The sequence below is a fragment of the Rhizobium sp. P38BS-XIX genome, from assembly GCF_012641435.1.
In the GTDB taxonomy this organism is placed as follows: domain Bacteria; phylum Pseudomonadota; class Alphaproteobacteria; order Rhizobiales; family Rhizobiaceae; genus Rhizobium.
The window spans coordinates 93,219-108,005 of record NZ_JABAIJ010000012.1; the positions used below are offsets into that span (position 1 = coordinate 93,219).

General features: G+C 59.0%; 14 protein-coding genes. 8 read left to right on the plus strand and 6 right to left on the minus strand.

Going from position 1 to position 14,787, the window contains the following annotated elements; translation table 11 throughout:
- Window positions 1–105 precede the first annotated feature (105 nt).
- Window positions 106–1,317, plus strand: coding sequence for an ROK family protein (locus HGP17_RS28340; RefSeq protein WP_168814287.1), 1,212 nt, complete (start codon window positions 106–108; stop codon window positions 1,315–1,317).
- A 2-nt stretch (window positions 1,318–1,319) separates the two neighbouring features.
- Here the strand turns inward: HGP17_RS28340 and HGP17_RS28345 are convergent, their stop codons facing one another.
- Both HGP17_RS28345 and HGP17_RS28350 read right to left on the minus strand, forming a co-directional pair.
- Window positions 1,320–2,348 (minus strand): sugar isomerase, encoded by a 1,029-nt coding sequence (locus HGP17_RS28345; RefSeq protein ID WP_168814289.1) that lies wholly within the window; start codon window positions 2,346–2,348, stop codon window positions 1,320–1,322.
- Window positions 2,338–3,261, minus strand: a complete 924-nt coding sequence (locus HGP17_RS28350; RefSeq protein WP_168814292.1) for a BadF/BadG/BcrA/BcrD ATPase family protein — start codon at window positions 3,259–3,261, stop codon at window positions 2,338–2,340. Before HGP17_RS28350 ends, HGP17_RS28345 begins: the two co-directional genes overlap by 11 nt.
- A gap of 124 nt (window positions 3,262–3,385) precedes the next feature.
- On the opposite strand from HGP17_RS28350, the gene HGP17_RS28355 reads away from it, so the two are divergent.
- From HGP17_RS28355 to HGP17_RS33480, 6 genes are all read left to right on the plus strand, one after another.
- The gene (locus tag HGP17_RS28355) at window positions 3,386–4,636 is read left to right on the plus strand and encodes an extracellular solute-binding protein (RefSeq protein WP_168814301.1); all 1,251 of its coding nucleotides are present in this window, start codon (window positions 3,386–3,388) and stop codon (window positions 4,634–4,636) included.
- A gap of 1 nt (window position 4,637) precedes the next feature.
- On the plus strand, window positions 4,638–5,573 hold the full coding sequence (locus tag HGP17_RS28360) for a sugar ABC transporter permease (protein ID WP_168814303.1): 936 nt from the start codon (window positions 4,638–4,640) through the stop codon (window positions 5,571–5,573).
- Between the two features lie 44 nt (window positions 5,574–5,617).
- The gene (locus HGP17_RS28365; RefSeq protein ID WP_168814305.1) at window positions 5,618–6,448 is read left to right on the plus strand and encodes a carbohydrate ABC transporter permease; all 831 of its coding nucleotides are present in this window, start codon (window positions 5,618–5,620) and stop codon (window positions 6,446–6,448) included.
- 20 nt (window positions 6,449–6,468) lie between these two features.
- Window positions 6,469–7,536: a sn-glycerol-3-phosphate ABC transporter ATP-binding protein UgpC gene (ugpC, locus tag HGP17_RS28370; protein WP_168814307.1), complete on the plus strand. Its 1,068-nt coding sequence runs from the start codon at window positions 6,469–6,471 to the stop codon at window positions 7,534–7,536.
- Window positions 7,533–8,306, plus strand: a complete 774-nt coding sequence (locus tag HGP17_RS28375) for an SDR family oxidoreductase (RefSeq protein ID WP_168814309.1) — start codon at window positions 7,533–7,535, stop codon at window positions 8,304–8,306. The genes ugpC and HGP17_RS28375 overlap by 4 nt, the downstream gene beginning before the upstream one ends.
- 301 nt (window positions 8,307–8,607) lie before the next feature.
- Window positions 8,608–9,297 (plus strand): hypothetical protein, encoded by a 690-nt coding sequence (locus tag HGP17_RS33480; RefSeq protein ID WP_205926169.1) that lies wholly within the window; start codon window positions 8,608–8,610, stop codon window positions 9,295–9,297.
- A 52-nt stretch (window positions 9,298–9,349) separates the two neighbouring features.
- Here HGP17_RS33480 and HGP17_RS28385 read toward each other — a convergent pair whose 3' ends face one another.
- Window positions 9,350–9,766, minus strand: a complete 417-nt coding sequence (locus HGP17_RS28385; protein WP_168814311.1) for an Rrf2 family transcriptional regulator — start codon at window positions 9,764–9,766, stop codon at window positions 9,350–9,352.
- A gap of 175 nt (window positions 9,767–9,941) precedes the next feature.
- On the opposite strand from HGP17_RS28385, the gene HGP17_RS28390 reads away from it, so the two are divergent.
- The gene (locus HGP17_RS28390; RefSeq protein ID WP_246704264.1) at window positions 9,942–10,919 is read left to right on the plus strand and encodes an alpha/beta hydrolase; all 978 of its coding nucleotides are present in this window, start codon (window positions 9,942–9,944) and stop codon (window positions 10,917–10,919) included.
- A 59-nt stretch (window positions 10,920–10,978) separates the two neighbouring features.
- Here HGP17_RS28390 and HGP17_RS28395 read toward each other — a convergent pair whose 3' ends face one another.
- The 3 genes from HGP17_RS28395 to HGP17_RS28405 all read right to left on the minus strand — a co-directional run bounded on the left by HGP17_RS28395 (window position 10,979) and on the right by HGP17_RS28405 (window position 14,538).
- A complete protein-coding gene (locus tag HGP17_RS28395; protein WP_168814315.1) occupies window positions 10,979–12,331 on the minus strand; it encodes an FAD/NAD(P)-binding protein in 1,353 nt (450 codons plus the stop codon).
- 98 nt (window positions 12,332–12,429) lie between these two features.
- Entirely contained in the window at window positions 12,430–13,473 is a 1,044-nt protein-coding gene (locus HGP17_RS28400) for a DUF1963 domain-containing protein (protein WP_168814317.1), read from the minus strand.
- Between the two features lie 273 nt (window positions 13,474–13,746).
- The gene (locus HGP17_RS28405; protein ID WP_168814319.1) at window positions 13,747–14,538 is read right to left on the minus strand and encodes an SDR family oxidoreductase; all 792 of its coding nucleotides are present in this window, start codon (window positions 14,536–14,538) and stop codon (window positions 13,747–13,749) included.
- Between the last annotated feature and the right edge of the window lie 249 nt (window positions 14,539–14,787).

The window sequence follows — 14,787 nt, forward strand, 5'->3', positions numbered from 1 at the left end:
ATCACGCCTTTATTGACACTGGGCTATGGAGGATGATTGAAACTGCCAGATGCGATTTGCATTTTGCGTTGCTGAAACCGCCGGCGCCCATCGAAACGAGCCAAGATGCCATCCAGCCCAATTCCCTCTCTCACGGAAAGTTCGCGCCAGGTTTTGCGCCTGGTCGCCTCGTCCGGACCGATTACCCGCCCGCGGCTCGGCGCGATCCTCGATTTGTCGAAGCCGACGATGACGGCGGCCATGAACGAACTGGGCGCGCTTGGCCTCGTCGCCGCGATCGGTTCGCAGCAGGGCGCTATGGGCCGTTCCGCAACGGTGTACGCGCTCGGCCCGGCGGCAGGCTATGTCATCGGCATAGATGTCGGCGCGGGACAGGTGCGTGCGGTTGCACAAGGGCTCGACGGAAGCCCGCTCGCCGCCGTCGAGCATAAGATTGCCAAGCAAAGCCGCGCCACGATCGAAGAAATCGCAACGGTTGTCGACGATGCTGCAAAGGCTGCAATTCTGGCGGTCGGCCAACGCGGCAAGGCACTGCGCAGCATCGCCGTTGCCGTTCCGCGTATCGTCTCCAGGAATCGCCTGGGGCAGAACAAGCGCAGGGCGCCCGAGGCCGTTCTGCAGCGGCTGCGCCAGTCTGTCTACGCCCCCATCCTTCTGGAAAATAACGTCAACTGCGCAGCCTTCGGCGAGTTGCAGACCGGCATCGCCAAAGGCCGGGACATTTTCGTGTTTCTGCAGGTCGGCGTGCGTGTCGGCCTCGGCATCGTCATCGGCGGAAAATTGTTTCGCGGCTTCAACGGTGCGGCTGGCGAAGCCGGCCGTATCCCCTTTCCGTGGTCGCTGGATGCGGTTCCCGAGCGCGAAGGCCTTGAGCATCATCTTGGCTCCGATGCACTGATGGAGCGCTGCATCGCCGGATGGTCGACCGGAGATGCGCCGGCGACGGCTCGCGAGCTCTTCGATCGTGCGCAGCAGGGCGAAAAGGAAGCCCTGACATGGGTTAACCGGCATGCTGCCGACATCGGGCGGATGGTCGCTGGTTGCATCGGGTTCTTCGATCCGGGGCTCGTTGTTCTGGGCGGCGGCGTTGGGCAGAATCCCATGATTCTGGACGAGGTTCGACATGTGTCGCGTGATTTGAGCTGGGCAACGGAAATTGCAAACAGCACGCTCGGCGCGAACGGCACGGTTCTTGGCGCAACGCGGTTGGCCGCGGATTACGCCCTGGCAAGGATCCTCGGAGAAACGCCGGATGCAACCGTCGTCCTTCCGTGGAACGAGGCTGCGGCAGACGAGCCGCAGCCTTCCTTTGGTTGACGTCAGACTTCCGTCGCGGACCAGGGTTTCAGTTTCGTATCGGTCTGGCGGTAGCGGAACGTAATATCGGTCAACCCGGCCGCATCCTGCATATCACTGACAATCATCTGCAGCGCCACGATCTGGATGATCGCATCGGCTGCCGGGTTGTCAAAGCCCGGCACCGTTATGACGGTGAGGCCCGAAACCGCAGGAACGTCGTCGCGATTGGTGATCAGGACCGACGGGCAGCCAAAACCTGCCATATCCTGAGCTATCTTCACCTCCCGACCATTGCCGAAAGAGATGACACCAGTACGGGCATCCTGAGATTCCATCGGGCCATGAAGATAGTTGAGCGTATCCCATCCGGCCGCCGGAACGCGCACGGCCTCGCGGATCAACATCGCACCCTCGCCGGCCGTCGCAAAGCCGGCACCGGCGCCGACAAGATCGATCTCGACGCAGGACTGCAGGCTGGCTGCCGCAACCCTTACTGAGTCAAGCGCCGACTGCAGCGTCTGGCGAACGGCTGACGGCAGTTTAGCCCATCCATCGAACGTCTTGCCGGCAATGGCATCGCAGAGAAGTCCGATCGCAAGCACCATGCCGGTATAGCCTGTCGAGCTCGCACCATTATCCGCTCCTGAAGCGCTCGGAATGACGGCGCCGACAAGTTCGGCCAACGGATTGCCGGCGCTTCTGCAAATTGCCAAACGCGGCAAATGCGAACGCAACGCCATGACGTCGGAGATTTCTTTGCTCTGACCGGACGCCGAGAGCGCCACAAAAGCCTCTGCCGCGCTATCGACTGCCTGATAGAGATCGGTGGGGCAATAAGGAAAAGATGAGATGCCAAGCGACCGGAGATAGATCGCGCCGACCATTGCGGCCTGATAGCTGGCGCCGATACCAGCAAAACCGATCGACTTTCCGCGAAACGGAGCGACATCGATGGATTGCAATGCGTGCGCCACGGTCTCCAAGCCCTGCGCGAGGCTCTCGGGCTGCCGCGCGACGGCGCTGCGATAGCCAATCCGTTCATTTGCCATTGAATTTCTCCATTCCAAAAATCTCGTTGCGAAAACGTTCGGCGATCGCCAGCGCACCGTTCACCGGCGGCGCGCGTAGGAGTGTCACCACGCTGGCCGGAGACTGGATCGACATGGCATCCACAAAAGCATCGAAAAGCATAGGTTGCTCGACGACGACGCCACCTCCGATGACGACATGACGTGCATCCGCCCCTCGGCTGATCAGGACGCCGATCAGCGCAGCAAGCGCGTCGGCCCCCTCGCGAATGACGCGGTTCGCCAGTGGAGAACCCCTCCTCGCGGCGCCGAACACGGCATCGGCATAACCGCCCCAGATCGCGGCGCTTCGGGTATCGTTCAAATGCCGGCCGATCTTGGTCGGGTCGCTAATATTAAGCTTGGTCATCAGTTCGACGATCAGCGGATCATGTGTCTGTCCCAGATCTATTGCCCCGCGAACGGCACGGGCAGCCTCCCTGACCAGCGCTGCGGCACTGCCTTCATCCCCCAGAATCCAGCCCCATCCGCCGGCTACCAGCATTTCGTCATTCGCATTTCGGGCAACGGCGATCGAGCCGGTGCCCGAAACGACACCGATACCGGACTGAAAGCCGGCTGCAGCAACGAGCAATTCGGAATCGTTGAGCACCTTGATGCGCCCATCGAGGTGGGAGGCGAGATCGGCTTCAAGCTGCTTGCAGTGAAGATCCGTGTCACAACCATGCGCGCCGATGGCGGTCGCGCACAGTTCGCCACCGGCAATGTCCTTGATCAGAGCGGCAAGCGCAGCCGCATCCTTTTCGCGATCCCAAACGCGCCAGTCGGCGGAGGCCACGACCCTATCAGCGACAACGCCGTCGAAATCCTTGACGAGGACATGGGTTTTCGTTCCCCCGATGTCGATCCCGGCGATGAGGTCAGCTTGTTTCATATGGTTTGGCACCCTGTCATCAAAAATATAGTTAGGCAAATTTACAAACTATCTAGCCAGAACGCAAGAACTATGATTTGTTAATCGCCGTGGACATGCTCTAGAACCAAAAAGGGGGAGCGCAATGAAACTTACATCGATCGCAGGGATGCTGACTGCAGCAACCATCGCCTGGGGCGTTTCGGCGCCCTTTAGCTACGCCACCGACATCTCTTTCTGGACATGGCGCCAGGAAGACAAGGCCGCTTACAACGAACTGTTCTCCGATTTCACGAAAGAGAACCCGGATATCCATGTGAAGTTCGAATCCTTTCCGGACGAGAACTATCCGACGATCGTTTCCACCGCGCTGGCAGGCGGAAAGGGCGGCGACGTCATTCACACCCACGCCTATGGCTGGTTGGAGCAATTCATAAAGTCCGGCTACTTCGTCAAGCAGGACAGCTCAAATATGCCGTCGCTTGCCAACATGTCGCCGGATGCATTGCTGGCCGGCACCTATCGTGGCGATGGCCAGGTCTACTCGCTGCCCTTCGCGTCGCAGACCCTTGGTTTGTTCATCAACAAGGACGTCTTCCAGCAGGCCGGCCTGAAGCCGCCGACCACATGGGACGAATTCATCACCGTCTCCAAGGCGTTGAAGGAAAAAGGCATTATCCCGCTGGCGAACGGTCTTGGTACCAGCTGGTTCAACGAAATGTTCGTGGCGACCTTTACCGGCCCCTTCCTCGGACAGGATTTCGTCTCCGATCTGAAGACGGGAAAGGCGACCTTCAAGGATCCGCGCTATATCGCCGCGCTCAACAAGCTGCTTGAACTGCGCGATTACATGCCTTCCGGCTACGAAGGCGTCGATTACGATACCGCCGGGCAGTTGTTCGTCAGCGGCCGCGCGGCCATGCTCGCCGGTGGCAGCTTCGATATCGCCACCTACAAGAGCCAGAATCCGCAGATCAACATGGAATTCGTTGCACCGCCGGCCGCCAAGGCAGGTGATGTTCCGCAGGCGACGAAGTTCTTCGATGGCGGCTATGCGGTCAACGCCGCCTCACCGAACAAGGAGGCCGCCCTCAAGCTGGTGGCATGGATGGGCACGAAGGAGTTCGGCGACAAATTCACCGCGCTTCTCGGCAACATCTCGCCCATCAAGGGCGTCGAGGTAAAGGACCCGCTGCTTGCCGAAGTCGCCAAGCTCAACGAAACGGCCATGCCGCATATCAACGTCGTCTATTTCCGCTTCGAAAAGCCGACCGGTTCCGAGTTGCTGCAAACCGACATTACGAAGATGATGTCGGGATCGATAACACCGGAACAGCTGGGCGCCGACCTCACCAACGGTCTCGCCAAGTGGTACAAGCCTTTCCAGGGGAAGTAAGATGAATTCAGATCGGCGCCGATCCACGTCCCTTTGGCCGCGGCGCCGGTCTTTGTGGATTTTCTTCCTGCTCTTTCCGGCTCTGGCCGTGATGACGCTCTTTGTCGTCTGGCCTTTGCTGTCTGCACTCAGATTTGCCTTCTACGATTTCAACGGGCTTCTGCCGTCCCACTTCGTCGGGCTGGAGAACTTCCGCAAGGTGCTGTTTGAAGAACCCTTCAGCAGCTGGACCTACAACGCCTTCTGGCACAATGTCATCGTGTTCGTTTCGTTGATGATTTTCGAAAACGGAACGGCCTTTCTGATTGCATTTGCACTCCTTAAGGGGCTGCCGGGACATCGCATCCACCAGGTTATCATTTTCGTTCCCGTGGTGCTGTCCTCCGTTATCGTCGGCTTCCTCTGGAAGCTGTTCCTGCACCCCCTCTTCGGTCTGGTGAACGGCGCCCTGGCGCTTGTTCACATCCATGGACCGGCCTGGCTGGGCAACGAGAACACGGCTCTCGGCAGCATCATCTTCGCCAACGTCTGGCATTGGCTCGGATTTCCGACCCTTGTTCTCCTGGCCGGCATGCAGCGCATTTCGTCCGAGGTGATCGAAGCCGCCCGTCTCGACGGCGCCGGCGATTATGTCCTGCTACGCAAGATCATCTGGCCGCTGATCGCACCAAGCGTCACGATCGTCTGCATCCTGACATTCATCGGCAGCTTCAACTGGTTCGAGATCCCCTACGTCATGGCAGGCCTCACCGGCTCGCCGGGCGGGTCGACCGACGTGCTTGGCCTTTATTTCTATCGCACCGCCTTCGGCAGCGTCACCAGCGGCATTCAGGATTTTGGCCAGGGCAGCGCTCTTGCCGTTCTGATGTTCATCTTCGTCGCAGGTTTTTCGTTCATCGCGCTGCGGTTCCTGCGCCGCCGTGAAACTCAGCTCTAACGATGAGCGCCGCCGTTGCCGCCGTCAAACTCGCGAGACAAGACATGAAGAATTCCAATGAGTGGATGAAAAACGGCGTCATTCAGGTGCTGCTGGCCTTGAATGCGCTGGTGATGCTCTATCCACTCTTCGTCATGGTCTTATCCGCCTTCAAGACGAACGCCGAGATTTTCAGCTCGCCCTTTGCCCTCCCACACAGCTTCGCTTGGACGAACCTGCAGAAGGTATGGGAGCAGACCAATTTCATTCGTTACATGCTGAATTCTTTCGGGGTCACCGCCGCCTCGATCGTGCTGATCCTCGTGTTCGGCACCATGGCCGCCTATGCGATCGCGCGGTACGAATTCAGGCTCGGAAGCGCCGTCCTGATGTTCTTTATCAGCGGCATGACGGTGCCGCTGAAGCTCGCGATCATTCCGCTCTTCATTCAGCTGGATACGCTGCACCTGATCGACACCTATGCCGGTCTGGTTCTCGTCTATGTCGCCATGGGCCTGCCGTCGGCAGTCTTCATCCTCACAGGTTTTTTGCGCACCTTGCCCCGCGAACTCGAAGAATCCGCACGCATCGACGGTGCCAGCGAGCTGCTGATCATGCTGCGCATCATGTTGCCGCTGGCGCGGCCGGCCATGGTGATCGTCGCCATCCAGAACGCGGTTCCCATCTGGAACGACTTCTTCTTTCCGCTGATCCTCATAACCTCGGACAATCTGAAGACCCTGCCGCAAGGTCTGACCGTCTTCATCGGCGAATTCACGACCGATTGGGGCGTGATGTTTACCGGTCTGACATTGGCCGCACTGCCGATCACCCTTCTTTATATCGTCCTCTCCAAGCAGTTCATCGCCGGCATTACGCAAGGCGCGGTAAAATAATCCGGCAAGGGAACCTCGACATGAGCTCCGTTCAAATCCGCAATGTCAGCAAGAGCTACGCGCAAACCAGCATCATCAAGGATATCTCGGTCGATATACCCGACGGCGAGTTCGTCGTCCTCGTCGGTCCTTCCGGCTGCGGCAAATCTACCCTGCTGAGGATGATCGCAGGACTCGAAGAGATCACCGGCGGCGAGATCGCGATCGCCGGCAACGTGATCAACGACATCGCGCCCAAAGCGCGCGACATCGCCATGGTCTTTCAAAATTACGCACTTTATCCGCACATGACCATTCGCGAGAACATGGAGTTCGCGCTTTCGCTGAAGAAGGTGCCGAAAGCGGAGATCGATACCAAGGTGATGCGCGCAGCAGAAATTCTGGGATTGCAGGATCTGCTGACCCGCTATCCCCGTCAACTGTCCGGCGGCCAACGCCAGCGCGTGGCCATGGGTCGGGCAATTGTCAGGGATCCGAAGGTGTTCCTGTTCGACGAGCCGCTATCGAACCTTGACGCCAAGCTGCGCGTGCAGATGCGCGCGGAAATCAAGGCGTTGCACCAACGGCTGAAGACCACGACGGTCTACGTCACGCACGACCAGGTCGAGGCCATGACGATGGCCGATCGCATCGTCGTCATGCGCTCCGGCGTCGTCGAACAATCAGGCACTCCTCTGGAACTCTATGACGACCCAGCCAATATCTTTGTCGCGCAGTTTATCGGCTCGCCGGCGATGAATATCATTGAGGGAGAGATCAGCGCCGGTGCTTTCGAAACCCGCGACGGCATGAGGCTGGCGCTACCGGTTTCAAGCGCACCAAACGGCCAGCGCGCCTTTTACGGTATCCGTCCCGAACATATCCGCCTGTCGGACAAGGGTGTGCCGGGAACCGTGCATATCATCGAACCCACGGGCGCTTCGACGGAGGTGATCGTCCAGGCCGGCGCACAACAGATCACGCTTACCGCTCACGAACGGCTGATATCCAGGCCGGGGCAGGATGTTCGCCTGGCGATCGATACGAGCAAGGTTTGTCTGTTCGATGCCGATGGCCGCCGCATCCGTGATCGGGGGGATCTCCAGTGACCGAGAAGGCAGGCAGAAAATGCGTGGTAATTACGGGCGGCGGTTCCGGGATTGGAGCGGCTGCAGCGTTTGCTTTTGCGCAGGCAGGCTACGACGTGGTCGTCAATTATAGCCGTAACCGTGAGGGCGCCGACGCCGTTGCCGAACGATGCAGATCCGAGGGTGTCGAGGCGATCGGCGTTCTCGGCAATATCGCCAGTGATGCCGATTGCAGATCGATCGCCAAGGCTGCTGTCGACCGTTTCGGCCGGATTGATGCGCTCGTCAACAATGCCGGCGTGACCCGCTACGCGCCGGCAGCCGATCTCGATGCCTCTAACGCCGAGGATTTCGATCATATCTTCGACGTCAATGTCGTCGGCACCTATCAGATGATCCGCGCAGCCGTCCCGTACCTCAAGCAGGCCGCGTTGGGCTCTGTCGTCAATGTCTCGTCCGACTCCGCCTTTTCCGGTTCCGGCTCGTCCCTTGCCTATGCCGCATCGAAAGGTGCGATTAACACGATGACCATGGGCCTGGCACGGACGCTCGCGCCTCTCGTGCGCGTCAATGCCGTGTGCCCCGGCTTTGTCGATACCACCTGGGCGCTCTCCTGGCATGACGAAGCCTCTTACAACGACTTCAAGTCGGGCTTGATCGACGCCGCGCCTCTCAAAAGCATCCCCGATGCCGCCGACATCGCAGACGCCATAGTATGGTTGACCGACCGGGCGAGCAAGGTGACGGGCCAGTGCATCGTCATCGACAGCGGGATGCATTTGGGAGCCTAGACCAACTCTGTGCGCGCGATGATTACGCCACGGGATTGTTGAAGCCATATGGCAAGACCCGCCGCTTTGACCTATTCTCCCCTAGCTTCGAGAGGATTGGTCGCGTTCGGATAGGTTATACGCCGTGAGCTATGATTTGATGGTTTTCGAACCGAGGGATGCGCCGCGAGACAGGACCGCGTTTCTCGATTGGTATCGGGCGCAGACGGAATGGTCCGAAGGCCATCGTTACGATGACCCATCCAGAACCTCGGGAAATCTGGCGTCATGGTACGCCGACATGCGCCGGGACTTTCCGAATATGAATGGCCCGGACGCCTATCAGATGGCGCATGACGAGGAGAATCCCCGCGTCACCGGATACTCTATCGGAACATCCGTGATTTATGCGGATTTCCGCTGGTCGGAGGCCGAAGCGGCATACGCGACCGTGCGTTCGCTGGCCGTCAAGCATGGAGTTGGCTTCTTCAACGTGAGTGCCAACGATGGCGAGATTTGGTTTCCGCCAACCGAACGCACGCCAAATGGAACACCAATTCCGGGGCTGACACTGAGCCTTGAAGGGCAACAGGCGTTTAAGTCCCCCTCGCTTGCGCTGATCGAAGCCGGCGTCGACTGGCTACAGCCGGCTGGAGGACCAGGCTTCCTGATCCTGGATAGGGACAACAGTGAGGACTACGCACAGACAGGCGGTGGGAAAGACGCTTGTACCGTCGAATGGCGAGAATACTCGAACGGGAGCTTTCGACATTGGGTGGCCGGCCTGCCAGGCAGCGACACTAAAACAGAGATAGAAGTACCGGGCAACGGGACAGACTTTCTGGTAAAGGCCAACGAGAAGCTTTCGAACGAAAGCGTCAAACGCATTCTGGGCGCGTTCGCCCGGGGGCTCTCCAAACCGAAGGAATTTGTCTGGCGGGATATCTCGGCACAATTTGGTGCTGCAAGCCCTCCGGCTCCGTCAAGGCAATGGTGGCAATTTTGGCGCTAGAGACGTCAGCCTGGTTGCCGCTCTCGACGATCGCGAAGAGACAGCCGGAACGCTAATCTGCCACTGCGATCTTGGCGATCTGTGCCAGCGTCGTTGCCGCGTATTTTTTCAAAAGCTCGCTTTCGGCTGCGGCGTGGGCTTCCTCAAGAACGGAGTTCGATGCCCTCTCGACCGGGCAAGAGGGATGATCGCGTGATATCGGCGCCGACAAGATCGTCCCTTCATGCAAAGCCCGCTGCACATCGAGCACCGTCACCTCCTCAAGCGATTTGACGAGCTTCCAGCCGCCGCCCCGGCCGCCTTCCGATTCCACGATGCCATGTTGGCGCAGTGCCCCCAGCGTCCGCCGGACGACCACGGGATTGGTGTTCAGCATCTGGCCAATTCTCTCCGACGTTTCCCTGCCGCCGAGCAGGCCCATGTGGACCAGCACATGAAGCATACGGGCGAGTCGACCATCCGTTTTCATGCCACGACCTTTCCGCAACAAATATTGTTACGCAATCTTGACGACGTCGCTTTTGTGTAACATATATTGTTACGCAAAAGAGAGAGCATCCATGTTACGTCGCCAGTTTCTACTCGCCTCGTCGGCGTTGGTCATCTCGATTCCAACTGTACAGGCAACAAATCGTGAGGCTTCCATGAAAGAGACGCTCGTCAAGACCAGAACTATCGACATGAGCATTCTGGACGAAGGCACTGGTCCTCTGGTTTTGCTGTGCCACGGATTTCCGGAGACCAAATATGCGTGGCGGCATCAGGTGACCGCGCTTGCGGATGCCGGCTACCGCGCCGTTGCCCCCGATATGAGGGGCTACGGGAACTCGGGCGCGCCGAAAAGAGAGGACCAGTACACCACCTTTCATGCCGTTGGCGACATGATTGCGCTGATGGATGCCTTGGGAGAAAGAAAGGCTGTTATCGTTGGGCACGATTGGGGAGCGACGATCGCATGGCAGGCGGCTCTTCTGCGTCCCGATCGATTTCGAGCCGTCGTTGCACTAAGCGTTCCGATGATGGGGCGGCCTCCCGTTCCGCCGACGAAAATCTTTCCGCATAACGACGAAGAGCTTTTCTACACTCTCTATTTTCAGACGCCGGGACTGGCCGAAGAGGAATTCAATCGAGACATCGCCATGACGCTGCGCAAGCTGCTCTTTGCGGCAAGCGGTGAAGCCGGCCCAAGAAAGCCGGGCGACAACACACCCACCCCCTTTGGAATGGTGTCCCGAAAGATGGGATTGCTCGCAAACCTGCCCGATCCGGCAACACTTCCCGATTGGCTTTCCGTGCAGGACTTCGAGAGGCTGGTCGAAGAATTCAAAGTGTCCGGGTTTACCGGCGGCCTCAATTACTACAGGAATCTGGATCGCAATTGGGAACTGCAGCAGGCCAATGTCGGTCAGCTCATCGACATTCCCGCGCTTTTCATGATCGGCGAACGCGATACGGGCCTTGCCATTCCCGGCATGGATCAGATCATCGCGGCCATGCCGACCCTCGTCCCGAAATTGCGTGGATCTCATGTTATCCCGGGCGCAGGACACTGGCTCCAGCAGGAACGGCCAACTGAAATATCCACGCTGATCATTGATTTTGTGAAGCAACTTGCCGCCTGAGCGCAATTGGCCAAGACATCGTGCGGGGCAGATCTCCCCACGAGGGCCAGGCGCGCCGCTTACATCACGGTCTCGGCAATTGATTGCGCGACTTTCTGCGCCTGTACGCGAATGTCGGGTACGGCCGTGATTTCCCAAAACTGGCCGGCCGTGAGTGCGCCCACCGCATAAATGGCCGGAGCGCTGCTCTTGTCATGCACGATGCGGGACCCGCTATCGACTGCAATTCCAAGCCCGAGAGGATCCGCATCGATCAAGCCCTGACGGTGCATTTCGTTCAGCAAAGGCGAATGCGCCAGGCCAGCGCGCTCCATTCCGGTGCAATTCACGATCCAATCCGCCCCCAGCGACACAACCTCACTCGTCCCTCTCCTGCGATAATGCAGCGTAAGGCGATCGGTCTCTTCGACATCAAGCAGATAGCCGGCACGGATAGAAACCTGGCCGCTGCGGACCATCGCGTCGAATCTCGCGAAGACATCGGGTGCGACGCGATGACGATGGATGTTCCACCATGGCAATGCGTGGCGCAGGAAACGGCGGCGTTCCTCGACCGGCAATCGCTGCCACAAGGCCTTTGTCTGCGGACGCAACCCATCGAGGACCTGGCGCCAATCATCGGCGTCTCTGCCCTCGGCGCGCAGGGTGTGCAAAAGTAAACTCATGCGGGTCGGCAGGGCGGCTATATCGATGTCCAGTGCCGGCTTCGGCGCTCTGACATGGCTGAGTGGCGCAAGACCGCGACGGGACAGGACGGTCACAGCCCCGGTAAACCCATGCGCGGAGAGAGCCAGGACCTGATCGATCATCGTCAGTCCGGATCCGAGAATACAGACGCTATCCGCGGCCTGGACACGCCTCAGCCAGGAGAGCCGCCATGGGTTTTCGATGACGTGCGAGCGTGCAGGCGCAGACAGGTGCGAGAGATCGACGGGCAGCTTCGCGTTTCCGACGCCAAGACACAGAACGACGTTTCGACCGGCGATTTCGTTGCCGTTATCAAGCTGAAAGCCGAGCACGGCCCCATATCGTTCGACGCAGCCCGTCGCCTTCGCCTTTATGACGTCGACCCGGCAACGCGGCTTCTTGTGCCTCAGAAGTTCCGCCAGGCTGTCGCGAATATAGAGGCCATAGTCCTGGCGGGATGCGAAATCCCCTGCGCCCAACGTGCGCTCGCGAGCACGCAGCCAATCCGCGAAGTCATTGGGCCGGTCGGGATAAAGGCTCATGCGGCCAGCCGGCACATTCAACCGGTGCAGATGAAGTTCCGTGCGGTAGGCCGTGCCGCGCCCAAATCCGGGATCATCGCCAACAACGGCAATCGAGGCGGAAGACGGCATGAGCTCTATGAGATTACATACCGTCGCGATCGCCGAGAAACCCGAGCCTACGACCACGGCATCATAGATCATCCGGCATCCTTTCCGCCTGCAAGCATTAAGCGCGATATCGCGTCTGCCTGTGTATGATCTAGGACATCACGCCAGCCGGGCCAGCCCCCTTGCCATTCTTAGGTCTGTTGATAGACGGCAACGACGCGGTCGAAATTGCGTTTCTCCAGGTCGTCTCCCCGGATCAGGAAATAGACGGTGCCCTCCCCGCTTTCCTGCATCAAGTCGCTGACGTCGATTTGCAAAAGCAGACGCCAGTCTGCCGCCTTGCGAAAAATCTCCGCCTTGTTTTTGGTCCAATCATCGCCAGTGAGCGACTGCTTGTTGAACTCGCTGACCACCACCGCGTCATAACGCGGGTCATCCTGAACCGGCGCCGGCAGCCCAAGCAACTGATTGACGGGATCATATTCGCCGGACAGCTCGCTATAGGCCTGACTGAAAGCCTGGGCTCCCCCGATAACCGAACGATCTGCAAAATAGGTTTTCGCCAGTTGACCCGTCGCTTCGAATTCAAGCGCCATCGGCGGCGGCAACTGCAGGGACGATTTGAGCGTCATCGGCCGAGCCGGGCCGCCATAAGGGGTTCCGGGTTCGGCGGCGCCCGGACCACGCGGTTGAGGCTTCAGGTTATATTGCTTGTTTGCATCGTCGACACTTTTGCGCCAGGCGGCAGCGGCCTGTGCGAGTGCATCCGGTTCCGCTGCCGGCGCAAGACCGTCGGCCGGGCTCTGATCCCATATCACCCGCGCCGACTGCGTGCCGGTATCGAACGGTCCGGCGATCATATCGTAGAAAAAAAGAAGCCGCCCTTCACTCGGGAGGATGGCCGCCGCTCCCTCCATGCTCGACGCCTCCTTCAGGTCGACCTGGGCAACGAATGCATAAGGGAGACCGCCAGCCAGATGGTCACGCAACTCCTTGTCATAAGGTTCACCAGACCGCTTGGCGATTTCGTCGATATTCTGAGGAATGGGCCGACGCGGCCAATCCATACCGCGCGGGAGATCGGGTGTACCGCCGATGCGGGTTGAGCCTCTGGCATCGGAGCCGCCAACCGAAAACGTGATGACGCTTCCGAGCCCTTTGAGCAGCATCTCGACCTGATCTTTCGAAAACCGCTCCTCGATGATCTGGTGGGCTTCCGCTGGCGTATCGAACATTCTGATCTGTCTCCTCTGCACTCCCGAAGGGAATTTCAGCGAAGACAAGTAAGGTCCGGCAACATCACGACAAGTGCGAAATCTTGGACTTCACAACCCAACCTGGAAGCGGCGACCGAGCCAAGCGTTCCTCAAATCCGTGCTAAGCCACCGCGCTGGCAAACGATGCCGAACATCTCGGGGTGAAGACCGAATTCCTTGGATTTTCATCGAGTGGCCGATCGGCTCACTCGATGACATCAGGCAAATCGGAATCCGGCCTCCAGCCTGATCTCAGACGATGGTTGGCGTGATGCCGCCGTCAACGCGAAGGGCTGCGCCATTGGTGGCGGCGGACAAGGGACTGGCAACGTAGGCCACCAGGGTCGCGATCTCGTCGGCCTCGATCATTCGCTGTATCAGCGAAGAGGAACGGTCCTTGGCAAAGAACTGTGCCTCGATATCCTTCATGGGCGCCGTCGGATCGGCGGCAACGCTCTTGAGGAAATCCTCGATCCCTTCAGAGCGCGTGGTGCCCGGCATGACGGTGTTGACCGTCACGTTGGTCCCCTTGGTCAGCCCTGCCAATCCGCGTGAAATCGACAATTGTGCGGTCTTGGTCATTCCATAGTGGATCATGTCCGTGGGCACGAGAACGCCGGATTCGCTGGCGATGAAGATCACCCGACCCCAATCGCGTTTCAGCATTCCCGGGAAATACGATCTGGCCAATCTTGCGCCGCTTAAAACATTGATCTCGAAGAAGCGACGCCAATCGTCATCCGTGATGTCTTCAAATGGCTTCGATTCATAGATGCCGAGGTTGTTGATCAGAATGTCCACGTCCGGGACCGCATCGACAAGCGCCTTGGCGCCTTCGGCCGTGGCGACATCGGCGACGATCGGCCGAACCTTTCCCTTCGCGATGCCTTCCAGCTCCTTGGTTGCCTCATCCAATTTCGTTTGGGAACGACCTGGCATGATGACCGTCGCCCCCTCTTCGATCAGCCGCTTTGCGATCGCAAGACCGATACCGGCCGTCGATCCCGTCACCAGCGCTGTCTTACCTGTCAGCTTCAAGTCCATTTTGCCTGCTCCTTTTGAAATATGCTCGTGCAAAACATGGTGCGAAAAGCATCACTGACAAACCGTGACGGCGTCCAAACACTTGTGAAAATATTTCACAAGCCGCACCCGATTTGAGATCCAGAAGCTCACAGCGACACAATGCGGGCGGCTGCCGAAATGCCTGAAAGGCACGTTCTTGAACAGGCGCCAGAGAGGCGGATTTTGCCTGACGATAACACCTTGTGGCGCGCTTGAGCCAGAAGGATT